Origin of the sequence: Hymenobacter rigui (assembly GCF_003944715.1) — a bacterium.
Lineage (GTDB): Bacteria > Bacteroidota > Bacteroidia > Cytophagales > Hymenobacteraceae > Hymenobacter > Hymenobacter rigui.
The window spans coordinates 709202-729612 of record NZ_RWIT01000001.1 but is presented as its reverse complement, the minus strand read 5'-3'; the positions used below and the strand labels follow the sequence as shown (position 1 = coordinate 729612).

The 20411-nt window shown below is 59.2% G+C and carries 18 protein-coding genes; 12 read left to right on the top strand and 6 right to left on the bottom strand.

The genetic code is table 11. The annotated features are described in order from the left end of the window. Positions 1–3: 3 nt before the first annotated feature. Positions 4–231 carry a hypothetical protein gene (locus EI291_RS03045; protein WP_125417837.1) on the top strand — a complete coding sequence of 76 codons (228 nt, stop codon included), beginning with the start codon at positions 4–6 and terminating at the stop codon, positions 229–231. Between the two features lie 134 nt (positions 232–365). Here the strand turns inward: EI291_RS03045 and EI291_RS03040 are convergent, their stop codons facing one another. From EI291_RS03040 to pnuC, 4 genes are read right to left on the bottom strand one after another with little or no spacing between them, the layout of a single operon-like run. After that, entirely contained in the window at positions 366–782 is a 417-nt protein-coding gene (locus tag EI291_RS03040; protein ID WP_125417834.1) for a GNAT family N-acetyltransferase, read from the bottom strand. A gap of 7 nt (positions 783–789) precedes the next feature. Then, entirely contained in the window at positions 790–1665 is an 876-nt protein-coding gene (locus EI291_RS03035) for an aldose 1-epimerase family protein (RefSeq protein WP_125417831.1), read from the bottom strand. Positions 1666–1715: 50 nt separating this feature from the next. Further along, positions 1716–2279, bottom strand: coding sequence for an AAA family ATPase (locus tag EI291_RS03030; RefSeq protein WP_125417828.1), 564 nt, complete (start codon positions 2277–2279; stop codon positions 1716–1718). A gap of 43 nt (positions 2280–2322) precedes the next feature. After that, positions 2323–2949 carry a nicotinamide riboside transporter PnuC gene (gene pnuC / locus EI291_RS03025; protein ID WP_170172476.1) on the bottom strand — a complete coding sequence of 209 codons (627 nt, stop codon included), beginning with the start codon at positions 2947–2949 and terminating at the stop codon, positions 2323–2325. Positions 2950–3079: 130 nt separating this feature from the next. On the opposite strand from pnuC, the gene EI291_RS03020 reads away from it, so the two are divergent. Next, positions 3080–3403 (top strand): rhodanese-like domain-containing protein, encoded by a 324-nt coding sequence (locus tag EI291_RS03020; protein ID WP_125417823.1) that lies wholly within the window; start codon positions 3080–3082, stop codon positions 3401–3403. 92 nt (positions 3404–3495) lie between these two features. Here the strand turns inward: EI291_RS03020 and EI291_RS23000 are convergent, their stop codons facing one another. Further along, complete coding sequence (locus EI291_RS23000; RefSeq protein ID WP_205701554.1) at positions 3496–4737, bottom strand: DUF6799 domain-containing protein; 1242 nt, start codon at positions 4735–4737, stop codon at positions 3496–3498. Between the two features lie 226 nt (positions 4738–4963). Between EI291_RS23000 and hrpB the strand changes: the two genes are divergently transcribed. The 3 genes from hrpB to EI291_RS03000 all read left to right on the top strand — a co-directional run bounded on the left by hrpB (position 4964) and on the right by EI291_RS03000 (position 9236). Then, positions 4964–7519 (top strand): ATP-dependent helicase HrpB, encoded by a 2556-nt coding sequence (gene hrpB, locus EI291_RS03010; protein ID WP_125417820.1) that lies wholly within the window; start codon positions 4964–4966, stop codon positions 7517–7519. 125 nt (positions 7520–7644) lie between these two features. Next, positions 7645–8421 (top strand): DUF2490 domain-containing protein, encoded by a 777-nt coding sequence (locus tag EI291_RS03005; protein ID WP_125417818.1) that lies wholly within the window; start codon positions 7645–7647, stop codon positions 8419–8421. Between the two features lie 122 nt (positions 8422–8543). Next, on the top strand, positions 8544–9236 hold the full coding sequence (locus EI291_RS03000) for a hypothetical protein (protein WP_125417815.1): 693 nt from the start codon (positions 8544–8546) through the stop codon (positions 9234–9236). 74 nt (positions 9237–9310) lie between these two features. On the opposite strand, the gene EI291_RS02995 is transcribed toward EI291_RS03000, so the two are convergent. Beyond that, positions 9311–10156 (bottom strand): oxidoreductase, encoded by an 846-nt coding sequence (locus EI291_RS02995; protein WP_125417813.1) that lies wholly within the window; start codon positions 10154–10156, stop codon positions 9311–9313. Between the two features lie 383 nt (positions 10157–10539). Here EI291_RS02995 and guaB point away from each other — a divergent pair, with 383 nt between their 5' ends. From guaB to EI291_RS02960, 7 genes are all read left to right on the top strand, one after another. Continuing rightward, positions 10540–12012, top strand: coding sequence for an IMP dehydrogenase (gene guaB, locus EI291_RS02990; RefSeq protein ID WP_125417810.1), 1473 nt, complete (start codon positions 10540–10542; stop codon positions 12010–12012). A gap of 206 nt (positions 12013–12218) precedes the next feature. Further along, positions 12219–14309 carry a PP2C family protein-serine/threonine phosphatase gene (locus EI291_RS02985; RefSeq protein WP_125417808.1) on the top strand — a complete coding sequence of 697 codons (2091 nt, stop codon included), beginning with the start codon at positions 12219–12221 and terminating at the stop codon, positions 14307–14309. 14 nt (positions 14310–14323) lie between these two features. Then, positions 14324–14653 carry an STAS domain-containing protein gene (locus tag EI291_RS02980; protein WP_125417805.1) on the top strand — a complete coding sequence of 110 codons (330 nt, stop codon included), beginning with the start codon at positions 14324–14326 and terminating at the stop codon, positions 14651–14653. Positions 14654–14677: 24 nt separating this feature from the next. After that, positions 14678–15091 (top strand): ATP-binding protein, encoded by a 414-nt coding sequence (locus EI291_RS02975; protein ID WP_125417802.1) that lies wholly within the window; start codon positions 14678–14680, stop codon positions 15089–15091. Between the two features lie 189 nt (positions 15092–15280). After that, positions 15281–17581, top strand: a complete 2301-nt coding sequence (locus tag EI291_RS02970) for a peptidylprolyl isomerase (protein ID WP_125417800.1) — start codon at positions 15281–15283, stop codon at positions 17579–17581. Positions 17582–17860: 279 nt separating this feature from the next. Continuing rightward, a complete protein-coding gene (locus EI291_RS02965) occupies positions 17861–19249 on the top strand; it encodes a peptidylprolyl isomerase (RefSeq protein WP_125417797.1) in 1389 nt (462 codons plus the stop codon). A gap of 108 nt (positions 19250–19357) precedes the next feature. Further along, positions 19358–20320, top strand: a complete 963-nt coding sequence (locus tag EI291_RS02960; protein ID WP_125417795.1) for an AAA family ATPase — start codon at positions 19358–19360, stop codon at positions 20318–20320. Positions 20321–20411 lie beyond the last annotated feature (91 nt).

The window sequence follows — 20411 nt, the reverse complement described above, 5'->3', positions numbered from 1 at the left end:
GTCATGACCGTTTCCAGTATACTCTACCTACTTGTTGCGCTGATATTTGCCGGGGTACTGCTGATGCTCCCGCGCCGCCGCCAGCGCCACCCGCCCACCCCTGATAGTGACGACGACGGGGGCGAACCGCTGGACGACGGCCTGCCCGATTTCGACCTGCCGCCCGGTATTTCCCGTCCCATCAACGACTGGGAGCCGGACTATAACCGGCGGCGCCCAGTGGAGGTGTGAATTGTAGAATTTAGAACTGAGAACAAAGAAGTGAGAGGTGAGCCCTTCGTTCTGGCAACGTGCCGATAGAACGAAGGGCTCACCTCTCACTTCTTTGTTCTCAGTTCTGAGCTCTAGATTCTCAGCTCTGCCACCTACAGGTCCTTGGCCATGCGGATATAGGGAATGGTGCCGCGGTAGAAGCGGTTACCCTCGGGCTCCAGACCGAAGGCGCGGTAGAAGTTTTCGTTCACGGCGCGGGCGTCGCACCAGATGCGCTGGGCCCCCTTCTGGCGGGCATCGTCGAGTACCTGGCGCAGCAGCTGGGAGCCGATACCCTGGCCCTGGCAATCGGGGCGGGTAGCAAATTTGCGGAAGCGGGCCACGCTGCCGTCCATAAACAATGACAGCACCGATACGAGCTTGCCGTTGCGGAAAGCGCCGTAGTGGTGACCTTGCTCGTCCTGATTCAGTTTTACGTAATCGAGGGATTCCTGGGGCCACAGTACTTCGTGGCGAAGTGGGTAGGTTTCGGCCGCCTTGATGGGGCGGATGGTAATTTCGGAGGTCATGAAGTGGTTACTCAACGGTGATGCTATGCGAGGTGATAAACTGCTGCCCGGGCTGCAAATACAGAATGCCTTCTTTATCGGCTAGCTCCCGGGAGCCGGTGGTGGCGCTGGCAATGCCGTGCCAGGGCTCAATGCACACAAACGGTGCGCCGGGCCCTTTGGTCCAGAGGCCCAGGTACGGAAACCCATCGAAGCGCACCCGCACCGCGCGGCCCGAGCGGCGGCTACGCAGCGTGAGGTGGGTGAAATCGAAGTGCTTAAACACCAGCGCATCCTGTGCAAACAGCGCGTAGTGGAGCGGCAGCGTGGTCTGCTGCTCCAGCACGGGCGCGGTGTGGCCCGTGAGCAGCCCCCCATCCAGCAAATGCCGGTGCAAAGTTACGGGCTGGTCGAACACGAACTCATAATCCTCGAAGGTTTCCTCGGGCAGCAGTGGGCAGCGGAAGGCCGGGTGCGCGCCAATGCTGAACAGCAGCTCATCGGCACCGAGGTTTTCCACTTCCCAGCCAATGGTGAGCGTGGGGCCCGCCAGCCGATAGCTGATGCGCAGGGCAAAGGCAAACGGATACTGCTGGCGCGTGGCCTCGGTATCACGCAGCTCAAACGTCAATTCGGCCGGCCCCTGGTGCAGCAGCTGAAACTCCTGGTCGCGCGCGAAGCCGTGCTGGGTGAGGCGGTACTCCTGGCCGCGGTACTGGTAGGTATCCTGCGGAAGGCGGCCCACAATGGGGAACAGTACCGGCGCGTGGCGGTTCCAGTGGGCAGCCTCGGCGGGCCAGATGTATTCCAGACCATTCAGATCTTTGCGGACAAAGCTGTGCAGCTCGGCCCCGTGGGTGTCCACGGCCACCCGGCACAGTTCATTTTCGAGGGTATAGAGCATATGGGAGGGATTGGCAACCAGCCTCCCCAACGGCAAGCCGGCCCCGAAGGTTAAACCCGCAGACTGGCCGGAGCCCGCCAGTAGCCGGTTTTGCCCAGCAGGGTGTCTATGTGAAAGCAAGCCTGCTCCAGCCGCTCAGTGAGGTCGCCGCTGATTTCGGCGAAGTTGGACATTTGCTCCCGCAGCTCGCGCAGGTACAAATCGTAGAAATACTGGCGGTGGTGCGGGTGCTCCCGCAGCGGGTCCGGCTCCCAGGGCAAATCCACATTCAGCAGCAGCACCAAATCGTACTGCTGTTGCTCAATCTGCTCCAGAATCCACTGCGGACACACGCCAAAGGCATGTTCGGCCCAGATTTTAATTACCAGCAAATCCGTGTCGCAGAATATGATGGGCCGGCCCTGCAGCTGCGCGGCCTGCATGGCATTCTGCTCGGCCCGCAGCTGGCCACGGGCAATGCGCTCCAGGTCGGCGAGGGTGTAGCCGGGACCGTGCTGCTCCAGGTAATAACGCGCGTATTCGGGGGCCCAAGTGGTGGTGTAATGTTCGGCCAGCAAGCGGCTCAGAGTAGTTTTACCCGTCGATTCGGGTCCGGTAAGGGCAACGCGCAGCACGTAAGGGGGGAAATAATCAGCAGTGAAGAACGAAATATACGGCTTACACCGCCTCCGGCAAGGCAGCCTGTTCCTGCCGCATGGCCCGGCGCCACTCCCAGTACCCGTACACGGCCAGCCCCAGGTACAGGACATACAGCGCACTGGTGGGATACAGGTGCTTGTACCAGAGAATAGGCACGTAGATGATGTCCACCACAATCCAGAGCCACCAGTTTTCCAGCCGCTTACGCATGAGCAGGTACTGCGCCACCAAGCTCCCGGCCGTGGTGAAGGCATCCCAGTGGGGCAGGGCAGCATCGGTGTGGTGCTGCAGGTGGTAGCCGACGCCCAGCGTGTAAGCCGCCGCAAACAGTGCCCCACCCACCCACTCGGCGCGCCGGGTGCGCGTCACGGGCAGCTCGGTGCGGCCCCGGCCGCCATACAGCCACCCGTACCAGCCATACAGACTCAGGGCAATAAAGCAGCCCTGCAAAAACATGTCGGAATACAGGCCGGTTTGATAATATACCAGCACGTACAGGCCACAGCTGATAATAGCCACCGGGAAATTCCAGAGCGACTCGCGCGCCGCCAGCCACACGCAGGCAAACCCAGTGAGCACGGACACCCACTCCAGCGGACTACCGCCGGCAGCGGCCGTCCAAAAATCGTACAACGCTTGTAGCACAGCAAAAGAACCGTAAAAGCCCCTCATCATCTTCCGCAGCAGCGGGCCGACACGTGGGCCTGTCCAAAACTACTGAGTAGCGTGGTAATTTTGCAGCTTCTACAGCACTTTCCCTTTCTCCACGGCTGCTATGCTCCCCGAACTCACCGCCTCCGACCTACACGCCCGCCTCCAAAGCGGCGAGGATATCCAGCTGATTGACGTGCGGCAGCCAGAGGAGTATGCCTACTGCCGCATCGAAGGCAGCCAGCTGATTCCGCTGGGCGAATTGGCCCGTCGCGCCGAGGAAATTGACCCCGACCGACCCACTGTGCTCATCTGCCACCACGGGGTGCGCTCCATGCAGGCCCTGGCTTATTTGCAGCACCGCCACGAGCTAACCAACCTGCTCAACCTGCGGGGCGGCATTCATGCCTGGAGTGTACAGGTAGATCCATCGGTGCCGGTTTATTAAGCGGCTGCCCAAAAGCACACCAGCCAGCCCAAATTGCTTCGGGCCGGCTGGTGCTTTTTATATTATGATTATGCAGATGCTGCCACGCTGGCTTAAGGCATATTCAGCAGGTAGCCAATGGTGAAGTTGGCATCCCAGTCGAATACGAACTGCTGGCAGCCGGTAGCATCGACCAGGGCTTTGTAAATGTTGACGCCCGATTTGATTTTGGCCCCCGGCAGTTCGGCATAGGCAGCGGGTGCTTTCAGCACAGTGTAGCGCTCCTTGCCTTGGCGGCTGGCTTTGGCTAATTCATAAGGCACGCCCCCAATGATAAAGCAGGTCTGGCGCAGCTCAACGGGTACCTGATGGGCATTATCCACAATGTCGCGGGTTACGGCCTCGTCGGCAATGCCCTTTTGGTAATACTTGGCCCCGTACGAGTCAAGAGCGGCCGGGATACCATGCTGCAGCCACGATATTTTGGTGTTGCCCGAGCCAATATCGGCCACAAATGCCTTTCCCGTAAACGTGGGGGGCAGAGCCGCTTTCAGGGCCAGAGCGCCTTCCTGCTCAGGAGTTACGGTATTTACCACGTACCCTAGCTCCTTGAGCGTACGCACAATCCGGCGGGTTACATCGGCCATGGTGGCCCCCGAGCTTACTACGAAATGAATGTCGCGGCCGCCTACACCGTAGTCCAGCATCTGTCCGATGTAGCCTTTCAGGCCTTTCCGAACATCTTCGTCGGTGGCTAGGTTTTCAAATACCAGACTGGTACCGAAATCGGCCTTCTCCAGCTTCCAGTTCTGCTGCTTATCTACCCGAATAATGAAAGAGTTGAACCCACTGGCTCCCAGTTCTACCACTCCTTTCAGCTTGCCCTCAACGGGCACCGGTGGCTGGTAAGTGAACGGTGCCGCAGTAGCAACGGCCGCAGAAACCGGAGCAGTAGAGGTCGGAACAGCAGGGGCCGGAGCAGCAGCGGCGTCCCGACGCATGTTGACGGCCGCCGGAGTAAGCCCCATTTGCTGAGCCCGCTGGCTTCCCACCAGCTCCCCGTTTTGGCTCATTGCCTCTCCATCCCGCAACGGCATACTGCCTCCGGTCAGCAGCTCTACTTTGCCATCGGTGTGGCTGATGCGAGCCCCGTTGGCCAGCACCACGTCCCGGTCCATGGTCATCACTACAGTACCACGGCGCACCACCATATCCGGCCCTTGCTTGATGAACCAAGTAAGCTGTGGGAGTGGGGGAGTATCCGTTACGGCCGGTCCTTGGGCCAGGCTTAGGAGTGGCGCGCACGCAGCCAAAAGCCACACGCACAAAATGCGACGGAGTAAATGTGTCAGCATGAAGTGAATAGAAGAAATAAATGGACAGAATCGGGCCAAATCAGGCAGCCCACACTGCGCAAATCTGTAATTTTTTACACTAAAATTTATACATATCGGAAGAAAAATATTATCACACCTTCCATAATTACTATTCTGGTAGTTGTTCGTCGTCTGCTTGCCTATATTCGGCGAGAGTTGACGGGGCTTTAGCCAATTTTGCCGCTGCATATCTCACTCGTCTGCTATGGCCCCCACCCTCCTGCCCGATTATCTCCGCGCTTTGCAGCTTCCTATTCTGGAGGCGCTGCCGGAACTGCTGCGCACGCTGGACAACCATACCACTGCGGTGCTGCAGGCCCCACCCGGTGCGGGCAAAACCACGGTAGTACCGCTGGCCCTCTTGGAAGCTGCCTGGCGCAACGGAGGGCGCATCCTGGTACTGGAGCCACGTCGACTAGCGGCCCGGGCGGCAGCTACTCGCATGGCGCAGCTGCTGGGTGAGCCAGTGGGTCAGACGGTAGGCTACCGCATGCGGCTGGAAAGTAAAGTATCCGCCAAAACACGCATTGAGGTAGTTACGGAGGTGATTCTGACCCGCCAGCTGCAGGACGACCCCTCCCTGGAAGGCGTGGCGGCTGTGCTGTTCGATGAGTTTCACGAGCGAAGCCTGCAGGCCGATCTGGGGCTGGCTTTAGCCCTGGATGCCCAGCAGGTGCTGCGGCCCGATTTGCGGCTGCTGATAATGTCGGCCACACTGGACGCTGACCGGCTGGGCCAGTGGCTTGGGGCGCCGGTGGTACGCAGCCTGGGCCGCATGTTTCCGGTGGAAACCCACTACCTGAGCCCACGCCGCGCCGCCACCGTTTCCAGCCGCCCCCACGAGAAGCTCCAGGACCTCACGCCCGCCATCATCCGCGAAGCCCTGACTACCCACGCTACCGGTGACGTGCTGGTGTTTCTGCCCGGCCTGGCCGACCAGCGTCGCGTGGCCGATAAGCTGGCCGGCCTGCCCGAGTACATCGATATTCACGTGCTGCATGGTGAGTTGCCGGCCGAGCAGCAGGACGCCGCTCTCCAACCAGCGCCGGCCGGCCGGCGCAAAGTGGTACTAGCCACCAGTATTGCCGAAACCAGCCTTACCATTGAAGGCGTAACCATTGTGGTGGATGGCGGCTACGCCCGCGTGCCGCGCTTCGAGCCCCGCACCGGCCTCACTACCCTGGGCACCGAGCCCGTGAGCCAGGCCGCCGCCGACCAACGCCGGGGCCGGGCCGGGCGCCTCGGCCCCGGCACCTGCTACCGCCTCTGGACGGAAGCCGAATACCAGGCCCTCCCCCACCACCTCGCCCCCGAAATTCTCACCGCCGACCTCAGCCCATTGGCTCTGGAACTGGCTTTGTGGGGAGCCTACGACGCCACGGCTCTTCGTTGGCTGGATGCGCCACCGGCCCCGGCTTTGGCTCAGGCCCGCGAGTTGCTGGTGCGCTTACAGGCGTTGCAGCCCAACGGGCAGCCCACGGCCCACGGCCGGGCTTTGGCAGGCCTCGGGCTGGCCCCCCGGTTGGCGCACTTGGTGGTACGGGGGCAGGAAATCGGGCACGGAGCCACGGCCTGCGCCTTAGCCGCTTTGCTCACGGAGCGCGACATCCTGCGCCCCGCCGATGGGTCGTTCGGGCCACCCGATTTACGGCTGAGGCTGGAGGCACTGAGCACCGGGCGGGCCCCGCTACCGGGCCTGCAGCCCGATGGGGCCGGGATGCGCCGGGTGCGGGAAGCCGCCGCCGTGCTCCGTAGCCGGGCCGGGGCTAAAGGCACCATTGAGCCCGATGTAGCCGGGCTGCTGGCCGCCCTGGCTTACCCCGACCGGCTGGCTCAGCGCGAAACCCCGGAGCGGGTGCGCCTCATCAGCGGGCAGCGGGCCACCCTGCCGGCCGAGTTTTTCGGGCAGCAGGATGTATTTTTTGCCGTGGCCGCCCTGGATGGTATTGCCGCCCAGCCCCGGGCCAGCCTGGCGGCCCCGCTGAGCCGGCAGGAGCTGGAAACGCATTTCGCCGGGCAGATGGATACGCAGGATGAAGTGCGCTGGGATGAGGCCGCCGGCCGTGTTACGGCCCGCCGCCTGCGCCGCCTCGGGGCCCTTGTTCTCTCCGACACCAACCTGCCCAACCCTGAGCCCGCCACCATTACGGCGGCACTGCTCGGAACCATTCGGGCGGGCGGGATTGCGCGGCTGCCGTGGAGCGAGGCCGCGCAGCAGCTCCGGGAGCGGCTGGCGTTTCTCCATCATCATTTTCCCGACAACTGGCCCGCTGTATCGGACGAGGTGCTGCTCACGGAGCTGGAAGAGTGGCTGGGGCCCTACTTGACCGGCATAAAATCGATGGCGGAACTGGGCCGGGTTGATTTTCAGGAGGCGCTGCTGGGGCAGCTGCCCAATGGCTGGGCACAACGCCAGGAACTGGAACGGCTGGCTCCCTCGCACCTGGAGGTGCCCACCGGCTCCCGCATTCGGCTGGATTACTCGGAGCCGGCCGCCCCGGTACTGGCCGTGCGCCTGCAGGAAGTGTTCGGGCTGCTGGATACGCCAATGGTGGCCGGGGGCCGCGTGCCGCTTACCCTGCACCTGCTCAGCCCCGGCTACCGCCCCGCCCAAGTTACCCGCGACCTGCGCAGCTTCTGGACCAACAGCTACTTTGAGGTGCGGAAGGAGCTGCGCGGCCGTTATCCAAAGCATTACTGGCCCGAAAACCCGCTGGAAGCCCAGGCCATCCGGGGCACCAAAAAGCAGAACGGGCTGTGATATATGGCCTCTCTTTTCGTCTCCTCAGCACATTCGCCCGCCGCTGTACAGCATTCACCGAGAACTACTTAAAACTTAACATTAACAATTAGGTAACACAGGCAACAATTCGGTAACATTACTCTATGCAAACATCTACCCTGCTTAAACGGGGCCTGATGCTGCTGCCGAGCCTGATGTTGCTGCTGCACCCGGGCACGGCCCAGCAGCTTTCCGCCCCTTCTTCGTCCCGGCTTCGTCAGAATACCTGGCTTATGCTGCTGAGTGATGCCCGCCTGAGCAAGCGCTGGGGTCTGCACACCGAGGTACAGGTATTGCGGACCCGCACCTCGGAGCTGGGCTACCAGAACGTATTCCGAGGCGGGGCTACGTACTATGCCACCGATAACTTATTGCTGACGGGCGGTTACGCCTACTCGCAGAACGTGGCCGAGGACAGCTATGCCGGCGCTACCGGCCCGGAGCACCGGCTTTACCAGCAACTGCAGCTCCGCGACGCCAAGAACCGGGTACAGCTGCAGCAGCGCTACCGGCTGGAACAGCGCTGGGTGCAGCTCCGCCCCGGCCAGGATTTCACTTACCTCAACCGCCTGCGCTACCAACTGCGCCTGACGATACCGTTGCTTGGGCGCGAACTGACCAGCGGCGTGCCGTTTGCCGTGGTAGCCGATGAAATTTTCCTCGGCTTTGGGCATCAATCCAACGGCCGGCTCTTTCAGCAGAACCGGGCGTATGCCGGCGTGGGCTATCAGATCAGTAAAGCCTCTTCGCTCGAAATCGGCTACCTCAATCAGTTTGTGCAGCTGCCTCAGGAAGGCCGCCCCGAACTGAACGAGAATATGCAGATCAGCCTCTGCTTCAACCCCGACTGGCGGCGAGTACTGGCAGCGGCTGGCAACTAATTTTTCTACTGGAATTCTGGTATTTATTGCCCAGAAAGGAACCCTTTGTGGTTGAATAGTGAAGGGTGGCACTATCATTGGTTAGGAGGAATTGTACATCACTTTTCCTTCATCAGCGTGCTATGAAACACTTTTTTACTGCTATTGCTCTGTTGGGCGCTTCAATTGTCGCTCACTCAGCCGCGGCCCAGGATACAGCTCCTAAATGGCGCTTTTACTTTGAAGCCGGTCCTAAAATCAGCGACTTTCGCACCAATTCGTCAGGGGGTAGCTATTTTCCTACCTCGGGCCGGTCGTCTCCGGAAGAAGACCGGCGGGTTTCTGTGCGCAACACGTTTTCGGGCTTTATGCAGGTGAAAGGCTTCCGCGCATTGTCGGAACACCTCATGCTTTCAGGCACGGTGGGGCTGGATATGCAGCACCTGAACTACCGCACGGGCTACACCCAAACCGGCAGCAACGGCATTATTACGGCCTATGGCAACCAGCACATCAGCCGCCTGATGAGTCGGGCCCGCACCGATTTCGGCCTGCATTATGCCGTACGCCTGGGCCAGTCGGGCCAGCTGATGCCGGGCGTATCGGTGGGGCAAATGGTGAATCTGAGCAAGGACGGCTATAGCTACACTTTCATTCAGCCCGGCCTGTATTTCACCACCGACCGGCTCCTGCTGGGGGCTACCGTTTCCACTACTCCCTACAACGTGCTTATTCCGGGCGCTTCCCACTTCGAGGGCGACCTGAATGGCCCTTATACGTACGATGCGGAGTACAACATCCGGGAGTTTCAGCTAAGCGTGGGAGCTAAGTTCTAGGCCCGTCTATCAACAAAAAAGCCGGCTGCCAGCAACGGGCAGTCGGCTTTTTTGTGGGCTACAGAAATCGGGCGCTATTCGCCGGCGGGGTAGTCGGCGGAGTCACCGAGGTCGGCCACCTGGGCCAGTTCATCCACCAGCTTCGTGAACTTCTCGCGGGCACCTTTCACGGCGGCTTTGCCCAACGGCAGGTGCAGCGGCGGGTTTTCCTGGCGTACCACGTCGAACATGATTTTGGCGGCGCGCTGCGGGTCGCCGGGTTGCTTGCCGCTGTAGCTCTGGATGCCTTTCAGGTTCTCGCCCACAGTGCTGCGGTAGTCCTCAATGTTGGTATCCACATACGTAGCCGAGCTGCCGGCCCACTCGGTGCGAAAGCCGCTGGGCTCAATGTTGGTCACCTTGATGCCAAGTGGTGCTACCTGCTGGGCTAGACTTTCGCCAATGGCTTCCAGGGCAAACTTGCTGGCGTTGTACACGCCCACACCGGGGAAGGTTTTCAGCCCGCCAATGCTGGTGATGTTGAGCACATGGCCGCTTCTCCGTTCCCGCAGATGCGGCAACACCGCCCGCAGCACCCGCAGCGGCCCGAATACGTTCACGTCGAACTGGCGCTGCACTTCGGCGTCGTCAATTTCCTCAATGCTGCCCAAGGAGCCATAGCCGGCGTTATTTACCACCACATCCAGCTGTCCGAAGAACTGGATAGCATCCTGTACGGCCTGCTGCACCTGCTGCTCGTTTACCACGTCGCACACGAAGCCCCGAGCCCGGTTACCATCTTTTTTCGTGAATTCATCAGCCTGTTCCTGTTTGCGGAAGGTGGCGGCTACGGAGTCGCCTTGGCTCAGGCAGTATTCGGCCAGCTCTTTGCCGAAACCGGTGCTTACACCGGTAATAAACCAGGTTTTAGTGGTTGTCATGACTATTCGAGGGGAATGTTGAAAGGATAAGTAGCCGGTTGAATGCGGCTGGCAGATGTAACCGCAAAAGCTGCCCTGGGGTTTTCACCGGCTCACCTCCTGCCCGGTGTCAACCTACTTTCCCGGTATCAACGCCTCTGTTCATGCTCCGCTCATGAAGGAGGCAGAAATTTGTCCTGCTCTGTTTTATCCGCTCCCCTCAGACTGAAACGTCCCGTGAAATTCCCGGGACGTTTTTTCTGTGTCAAAAACGCCCGGCACACGGGTCTGCTTTACCAGATGAAACTACTGGTATGCCTAAAATAGCCTGACTAAAAAGCGGAAAGCCAATATTTCGCCGTAGATTTGCCCGGCAATAAGTAGAACCTAACCTTCTTGTTGCCATGGCTGATTTCGCTGCCAAAATTGCCTTCGAGGCGCTTACCTACGACGACGTCCTGCTGCTGCCCGGTTATTCGGAAGTACTGCCCCGTGACGCCGACCCCAGCACCCAGCTTACCCGCAACATCCGGCTTCAGCTCCCCTTTGTTTCGGCGGCTATGGATACCGTAACCGAAGCCGAAATGGCCATTGCCCTGGCTCAGGAAGGCGGTATCGGCATCATTCACAAGAACATGAGCATCAAGGCGCAGGCTGAGCTGGTGCGCCGCGTGAAACGCTCGGAAAGCGGAATGATTCTGGACCCCTTCACACTGGAGGAAACCGCCACCCTGGCCGATGCCAAGAAGCTGATGCGCAACAACAACATCGGCGGCATTCCTATTATTGACAGTCAGCGCCGCCTCAAGGGCATCCTCACCAACCGGGACCTGCGCTTTGAGAAGGACATGACCCGCTCGGTAACGGAGGTGATGACGGCCGCTCCCCTGGTAACGGCCAAAGCCGGCACCGAGCTGGCCGCCGCCGAGGATATTCTGCAGGACTCGAAAGTGGAGAAGCTGCCGGTTATCGACACGGAAGGACGGCTGGTGGGCCTCATTACCTATAAAGACATCCGGAAGCGCCGCCGCACCCCCAACGCCTGCAAAGATGAGCTGGGCCGCCTGCGCGTAGGCGCTGCCGTGGGTGTAACTGCCGACCTCACGGACCGCGTAGCGGCACTGGTGGAAGCCGGCGTGGACGTGGTAAGTGTCGATACGGCCCACGGCCACAGCAAAGGCGTGCTGGATGCTGTGCGCAACCTCAAGCACCAGTTTCCCAAGCTGGAAGTAATTGCCGGCAACGTGGCTACCGCCGAAGGTGCCCGCGCCCTGGCCGATGCCGGTGCCGATGCCGTGAAAGTTGGCGTGGGCCCCGGTTCTATCTGCACTACCCGCATCATTGCTGGCATTGGCGTACCGCAGCTCTCGGCCGTACTGGAAGCGGCGCGCGGCCTAGAAGGCACCGGCGTACCCCTTATTGCCGATGGTGGCATCAAATACTCCGGCGACGTAGTGAAGGCCCTGGCCGCCGGCGCCAGTACCATTATGATTGGCTCCCTGCTGGCGGGTACTGAGGAAGCCCCCGGCGAGGTGACGCTGTTCGAGGGCCGCAAATACAAGAGCTACCGGGGCATGGGCTCGGTGGAGGCCATGGAAGAGGGCTCGAAAGACCGGTATTTCCAGGATGCCGAAGATGATGTAAAGAAACTGGTGCCCGAAGGCATTGTGGGCCGTGTACCCTACAAAGGCCTGGCAGCGGAGGTGTTGTACCAGCTTTCCGGTGGGTTGCGCGCCGGCATGGGCTACTGCGGAGCCGCCACCATCGAGGCCCTGCAAACCGCCCGCTTCGTGCGCATTACCGGGGCCGGCCTGCGCGAGTCGCATCCGCACGATGTGCAGATTACCCGTGAAGCGCCCAACTACAGCAGCCGCTAACGGTCCGTCAGGGTTTTACCTGCAGTACCGGGCATTTCTCCCATAAACTTGCCGACGGTCCCTCGGGTCGTCGGCTTTTTTTGGCTTGTTACCGTAGGGGGCAAAGCTATCTGCTTAGGCCGGTTGCAACACTTTTCCGCTGTACCCTGTATCTTGCTACTCTGTTCAGCCCCCCGCCCTGCCTTTTTTTTCAGTAGGATTACTGCATGTCATTTCTTCGGAAGCTCCACCCCTTCCTGTTCCCAGTTTCCCTTCTGACGTGGTTCGGGCTTCTGGCCTGTACACTTTTGTACGCGCATCCGCAGCTACTACCGGGCACCAGTCCGCAGCCCAACTGGCCCATGCTGGTAATGCAGGCAGTATTTACGGCGGCGGTGTTCATTCATGAGCGCAGCATGCCCGAACGGCTGCGGGGCCTCGATTTTGTGGGGCTGCTCCGCCGGCTGGTACTTGGGCCGGGCTTGCTGGCCACGGTGTGTATGGGCCTGCATCTGCTCCAGCAATTAATTGCTACCACCCTGCCTGAAACCCGCTCGGTGCTGTTTTCGGTGGTATACACTGCCAATGTTGGCCTGTTCGTAGTGCTGTTGGCCCGCACCAACTATGCCTGGCGCTCTTTGGTCCTGTTTCGCGCGTCGGCCAGGCTTCGGCAGCAATGGGTATGGTTTGAGGTGCTCCTGGGCATCACCCTACTGATTCACCTGTTTGCCCGTACGCCCACGTGGGGCTTCAACACGGCTATTTTTGGGGCTTTGGCGGCATTTGGGGCTTACCTCAGCAGCCATCAGAAATGGGTGGCATACCTGAGCCGGCGGCAGAAAATAGAAGCCGTCCTACTCCAGATTGCCATCATTCTGGCTATGGCTGCCTTCACCGCCTACTTCCTGCAGACCCAGCACGACCCACAGCTGATTGCCCCCCCCACCCAGCATACCTTTCTGGTTCTGAACGCCTTCTTCGCCGGCTTCTATGCCCTGATGGGGTTGCTGATTACGCTGTTCAACCTTCCTACTGCGGGCGTATTTGAGCAGAAGCGTGAGGAAATTCTCAGCCTGCAGCGCCTGACACAGCTTATTCAGCGTGGCCAGACCACGGAGGAGGTGTATCGCATGTTCTTCGACTCGGCCATTCAGACTGTTGAAGCGGATGCCGCCTGGCTGGATATTGCCGTTGACGGGGAGCCGCATCTGTATCATCATATGCAGCCGGAGCGGGCCCAGGCCATCCGCAACCTGCTGGCCGATTACAACCTCTCGCACATCGAGTACCTGAACAATGACCTGTTCAACAGCGCTGGCTTTCGGGGACTGAATCTGCCCTTCGGCTCGCTGATTGTAATGCCGCTGCACTCCAGCAAAAACCAGTACGGCAGCATATACATGCTGAAGGAGCACCCGCAGGGCTTTGACCGCGAAAATCTGAGCATTCTGCAAACCTTCGCCAGCCAGACGGTACTCAGCATTGAAAACCTGCAGCTGGTACAGGCCTCCATGCACACGCAGCGGGTGCAGGATGAGCTCAAAATTGCCTCAGCGGTACAGGACAGCCTCATTCCGAAAAACCTGCCGATTGACAACTGGTTTGAAATCAGCTCCCACGCCCTGGCCGCTACGGAGGTAGGAGGTGATTTTTACGACTTTCTGCATCTGCCGGGTCGCCGCCTGGCCGTGCTTATCGGCGACGTCTCGGGCAAAGGCGTAACGGCAGCCTTCCACGTGGCCCAGATGAAAGGCATTTTCCATGCCCTAATGCAGGAAAATCCGCTGGCCCGCAACGAGCGGGAGAAGTTTCCGGTGCCCAGCAAATTCATGGCGCAGGCCAACAACGCCCTGGCCCGCTGCCTCGAGAAAGCCGCCTTTATTACCGCCTCACTCTATATCATTGATTACGAGCACGGCGGCTTTGTATTTGCGCGAGCCGGACATTGCCACACGCTCTATTATCACTCCATCAAGGAGGAAGTTTCCTACTTCCGTACGGCTGGATTAGGGCTCGGTATCATCCGGAATGACACCTACGAAAAACACATCAAAAACCAGTTTTACGATTACAACCCCAGTGACGTGATGGTGATATACACCGACGGCATTGTGGAAGCCCGCAACGGTGCTCAGGAGGAATATGGCGAGGAGAGGCTGCAGCAGATGCTGGAGCGCACCTACTACCTTGACGCCGAACAGATTAAAGAACAGATCCTGACCGACCTCACGGAATTCAGCAAAGGCCAGCCCATGCACGACGATCAGACGCTGCTGGTAATTAAATTCAAAGCCTCCCAACCCGAAGCCGGCCTTTAACGTAGCACGGAGCTATGAAAATAACACAACACGCTACCGAAAGTACTCTTACGCTTAGCCTCGACGGGGAGCTGGACGCCAGCTCATCTGTGTTGCTCGATACGGAACTCAGCAAGCCGGAAATCCTGCGCAACCAGAAGGTGTTGATTGACTGCCGTCAGCTCAACTACATTTCCTCGGCCGGTCTGGGTGTGTTCATTTCGCACCTGCAAAGCTTTCAGGATGCCGGCGTAAAGTTGGTGTTCTTCAACATGCAGGAAAAAGTGCACAATGTGTTTGAGATTCTGGGTCTGGATTCGCTGATGACGATTGTACCGTCGGAAGCCGAAGCCGAAGCCATCTGATAGCGCCGCACGGAAACCCGAGTAATGAAACACGCAATCCGAATTAGCTGCACACGCCGCAACCTGAAGGTGGTGCGCGACTTCGTGAGCGACTTTTTGACAAATCAAAACCTGTCTGAGCTTACAATTAATCAGATTGTGCTGGCCGTTGATGAAGTAGTGGCCAACCTGATTATTCACGGCAACGGGGAAGACGAGTCGCAGTTTCTGGATGTACGTGTACAGTTGCTGAACAAGGAATTCAGCATTGAGCTGGAAGACAAGAATCTTACCTCCTATTCCCCTTCCAGCTACCAGGAGCCCGATCTGCAGGAATATGTTCGCATTGGTAAGAAAGGCGGCGTGGGCATGATGCTGGTTAACCGCATAATGGACCGGGTAGAATTTACTACGCACGGAACCCACAACCTATGCCGTTTGTATAAGAATCTGGCCTGAAGCAGCGTTACAGGCTTGGGCTACAGGAAAAGCACTCCGCTTAAGGAGTGCTTTTTTCATGATCATCCAGCCCACATACTTCGCCTCCGGCACCCGGAAAAAAATCCGTAAAATTGCGACAGGCAGCCTTCCGAACCCGGAGTTTTTCCCGGCCGGTTTCCCTGCTTCGTCTGATTCCTACCTCACTGTATGCACAAACGCATTTTGCTTGTCGGCACCGCCGCGGCTGCTTTCCTGGCCGGGTGCCAAACTACCAAACCTACTACCAAGGCAATGGTGCCCGCCGTCGAAACCCTGGGTACCACCGAAGTTCCGGCTTCGGAGTTTGCGTACGTGTACCGCAAAAACAACAGCACGGCTCCGGAATACGGCACCAAGGCCAGCGTACAGGAATACCTCGACCTTTATACCAACTTCAAGCTGAAGGTGCTGGAGGCGGAACAACGCGGCCTCGACACCACCCAGGCGTTCAAGCGTGAGCTGGACGGCTACCGCCAGCAGTTAGCCCAGCCTTATCTCACCGAGAAAAGCGTGACGGATAAGCTGGTGCGCGAAGCCTACGACCGGATGAGCAAAGAGGTAAGCGCCTCCCACATCCTGATTCGGATTACGCCCGACGCCAGCCCCAAAGACACGCTGGCGGCCTACCAGAAGATTACAGCCCTACGCCAACGTGTAACCGGTGGCGAGGACTTCGCCAAAGTGGCCCGCGAAACCTCTGAGGACCCCTCGGCGGCCGAAAATGGGGGCAAGTTGGGCTACTTCACGGCTATGCAGATGGTGTACCCCTTCGAGTCGGTGGCGTACAGCACGCCGGTGGGACAGGTGTCGCAGCCGGTGCGCACGCGCTTCGGCTACCATATCATCAAGGTGAACGATGTGCGGCCGGCCCAGGGCGAAATCAAAGTGGCCCACCTCATGGTTCGGACCACGCCCGGTATGCCCGCCGCCGACTCCGTGACCACCAAGAAGAAGGTAGATGAGCTGTATAACCGCCTCACCAAGCAGGGTGCCAACTGGGAGAAGACCGTAGCGCAGTTTTCGGAAGATGCCGGCTCGGCCGCTAACGGCGGCGAGTTGCCCCCCTTCGGCACGGGCCGCATGATTCCGAGCTTCGAGGAGGCCGCCTTCAAGCTCCGTAAGCCCGGTGATATTTCGCAGCCCATCCAGACGCCCTACGGCTGGCACATCATCCGGCTGCTTGAAAAGCAGCCCGTGCCCACGTTTGCGGCCATGGAGCCCACGCTCAAAAGCAAAGTAGCCAAGGATTCCCGCTCGGAGCTGAACAAGGCCGCATTCCTGAAACGGGTGCGCACTGAGAACAACTTCACCGAAAACCAGGCCGCCAAGGACTACATGTTCAGCCGCGTGGATACGGCCCTGGTAAATGGCCGGTATGCCTACATGGCCCCGACCGTACCCGTGAAGGCCAAGCAGCTGCCCACGGATAACTCAACGCTGTTCACCATCGGCGGCAAGCCGTATCTGGTGAAGGACTTCCTGACGTACGCCCAGCAGAACCAGCGGCCCCGCCCCGGCTCCGAGGCCCGCTTCGTGGCTCAGCAGCTCTACGACCAGTACGTAGAGCAAAGCCTCACCGACTTCGAGAAGGCCAACCTGGAGAACAAGTATGAGGATTACCGCATGCTGGTGAAGGAATACCGGGACGGGATCCTTCTGTTCCAGCTGATGGACGAGAAAGTGTGGAGCAAAGCCATTGAGGACACCGTGGGCCTGCAGAAATACTTTACCGAGAACCAGGCGAAATACCAGTGGGAGCCCCGCGTGCAGGCCACCGTTATCAGCGCCGCCTCGCCGGAGCTGCTGGCCAAGGCTCAGCAACAGCTGAAAAACGGCCGGTTTGTGGTGCGGCAGGGGTTGCCTGCGGCGGCCACCTTCCGGGCCGGTACCGCCGAGCTGCTGAAGGCCAACTGGGCTCCGCTTGATTTCCTGGCCAGCCGCTTCGCCTCCGACCCCGCCCTGACCCTTACGGTAACCGGCCAGACCAAGCGTGGCGAAAAGCCCGCCGTAGCCGCCAGCCGCGCCGCCAACGTGGTAAAATACCTCACGGCAAAAGGGATACCCGCTGACCGCATCAAGACCACCACGGCCAGCAAGCCAGCTACTGAAGGCAATGCTTTGCTCACGGTAACCACTACCAACCCTACGGCCCTCGAGGAAAGCTTAAATGCGCAGAATCCGCTAGCGGTACAGGTGCAGCAGCGTAACTTCCAGAAAGGCGACAATAAAGCCGTGGATCAGTTCCTGAGCAATGCGCCCGGCACGTACACCACGCAGCAGGATGGCCGCTACTATGCCGTACAGGTAGAAAAGCAGCTGCCTGCCGGCCCCAAAAACCTGTCTGAAGCCCGCGGCCAGGCTACCAGCGACTACCAGAATTATCTGGAAAAGCAGTGGATTGGTCAGCTGCGTGAGAAGTATCCGGTAAAAATCAACCAGCCGGAAGTTGATAAGCTGGTAACCAAATAACGCCGCTGTCAGAATTCAGGAAAAGTCAACGCTCTGGTTAGCCCGTTGCTGGCGGCCGGGCGTTGGCTTTTTTCTTTTCCGGTAGCTTGGTTGGTATGGACTGCAACCCCTGGCCGCAAATGAGGCTCTGTCCGGTGTAATGCGGCACAACCAGGGGCGAAGTCGTTGTTTTTGCCGGAGAAAGGATTTATGATGAAATTTACGGGCAGCTTTTGGCGTTTTGCCTGCTGTCTGGCTTCCACAACTCCGGTTGCATTCGGAAGCATTACGGAACATTCCATGATTCAAGTATTGCGAGTATCGGCCCGTAAAGCACTGCTGAGTGCCATGCTACTGGCCGTTTCGGTCACCGCCAGCTATGCCCAGTTAGGGGTGGGCCGCCCGGTAGGCCTGAAGGTAGTTGACGGTATCATTGCCAAGGTGGACAACCAGATTGTGCTGCGCTCCGACCTGGAGACGATTTATGCGCAGGAAGTAGCCCGCGCCGAGGGCAAAATGCTGCCCCCCGATACCAAGTGCCGCATTCTGCAGAGCCTGGCCCTGAACAAGCTGCTGCTGGCCAAAGCCGAAACCGACTCGGTGGTAGTGGAAGACTCGCAGGTAAAGAGTGAGCTGGACCGGCGTATGGCCTACTTCGTGCAGCAGATTGGCTCGGAGAAAAAGCTGGAGGAATACTATAACAAGCCCCTGAAACAGCTGAAGGAAGAGCTGCGGGTACAGGTGAAGGAGCAGCTGATTCAGCAGAAAATGCAGGACCAGATTGCCGGTAAGGTTTCCGTGACGCCCCGGGAGGTGAAGCAGTATTTCAGCCGTATTCCCAAGGACAGCCTGCCCTATTATTCCACCGAGGTGGAAATTGGGGAAATCGTGAAGGTGGCCAAGACCAACACAAAAGCCAAGCAGGCCGCCCAGGCGAAGCTCAACGATATCCGGGCCCGCATTGTAGCCGGTGAGGATTTCGCTACGCTGGCCAAGCAGTATTCGCAGGACCCCGGCTCGGCCGTGGAAGGCGGTTACCTGGGTTTCTTCAAGCGCCGGGAGCTGGTGCCCGAGTACGAAGCAGCGGCCCTGCGCCTGGAGCCCGGCGGCCTGTCGCCCATCGTGGAGTCGCAGTTCGGCTTTCACCTGATTCAGCTCATTGAGCGCAAAGGCGACTCGTACAGCACCCGTCACATTCTGCTGAAACCCGAAACCGGCACCACCGATACCAACGACGCAGCCCTGGAGCTGGCGAAGCTGCGCCGCCGGATTCTGGCCGACAGCGTGTCCTTCGCCAAAGCCGCTAAGGATAATTCCGATGACAAGACTACGGGCGGCAACGGTGGTATGCTGCAAAACCGCCGCGACGGCAGCACCTACCTCCCGCTTGACCAGCTGGACCCCGCCATTTTCTTCACCATTGATACCATGAAGGTGGGCAGTATTACGCCCCCGCTGCCGTACCGGACTGAAGATGGCAAGGATGCCGTGCGGATTCTGTACCTGAAGTCGAACTCAGCCCCGCACCAGGCTAACATTCAGGACGATTATCAGAAAATCGCCGCTGCCGCCCTCAACGAGAAGAAAAATAAAGCTCTCGACGCGTGGTTTGCCCAGAACCGTGGCACTGTATATCTCGAGGTTGACCCCGAATATTCCGGCTGTAAGCTGCTGAATTCCGTTAATTAGTGCATAGTTGTCAGTGCCTAGTGCTTAGGTTGTTCGTCAGCCCAAGCACCAAGCGCTGGTAACTTTGCATTATCTAAGCACTATCATCCAAGCACCAAGCACTACCTGATGCCTTTCGCCTCCGATAAAGAAGCCGCCGACGCGCTGGCCCAGTCGTACCAGAAACTTCGCCAGGAAATCGGGAAGGTCATTATCGGGCAGGAAGACGTGGTGGAGCTGGTGCTGACGGCCGTGTTTTCGCAGGGCCACTGTCTGCTGGTGGGCGTGCCGGGGCTGGCTAAAACCCTGCTCATCCAAACCATTGCCGACTCGCTGGACCTGTCGTTCAACCGGGTGCAGTTCACCCCGGACCTGATGCCCTCCGATATTGTGGGTTCTGAGACGCTCAATCAGCAGAGGGAGTTTCACTTCGTGCCGGGTCCGATTTTCGCCAACATTGTGCTGGCTGACGAAATCAACCGGACTCCGCCCAAAACCCAGGCGGCCTTGCTGGAAAGCATGCAGGAATACGCCGTAACAGTGGCCGGTAAGCGGTACCCACTGGAGCGACCGTTCTTCGTGCTGGCTACCCAGAACCCTATTGAGCAGGAGGGCACCTATCCCCTGCCCGAGGCCCAGTTGGACCGCTTCATGTTTAATATCGAGCTGGATTACCCCAGCTACGAGGCGGAACTGCAGATTGTAAAAAACACCACCTCCGACCGGAAGCCCACGGTAAGCAAGGTGCTACACGCTTCCGAAATTCAGGCGTTTCAACAACTGGTGCGCCGCGTGCCCGTGGCCGACAACGTGGTGGAATACGCCGTGAGTCTGGTCCACAAAACCCGTCCCAACACCGACCGGGCCGCGGCCCGCGCCACCCAGCTGCTGGAATGGGGCGCCGGCCCCCGGGCCTCGCAGCACCTCATTGTGGGGGCCAAATGTCACGCCCTGCTCCATGGCAAGTATTCGCCCGATATCGAAGACGTAAAAGCCGTGGCGCTGCCCATTCTGCGGCACCGGCTGGTGCGCAACTTCAAGGCCGAAGCCGAAGGCATCACCGTGGCGCAGATTGTAAAAGAACTTCTCTGAAATAATTAAAAATTTAAAATGAGGAATTAAACGATGTATCATCTGCGGCACTTGGCCGGTAATACGTTGCCCCATTTTTTATTTTTAATTC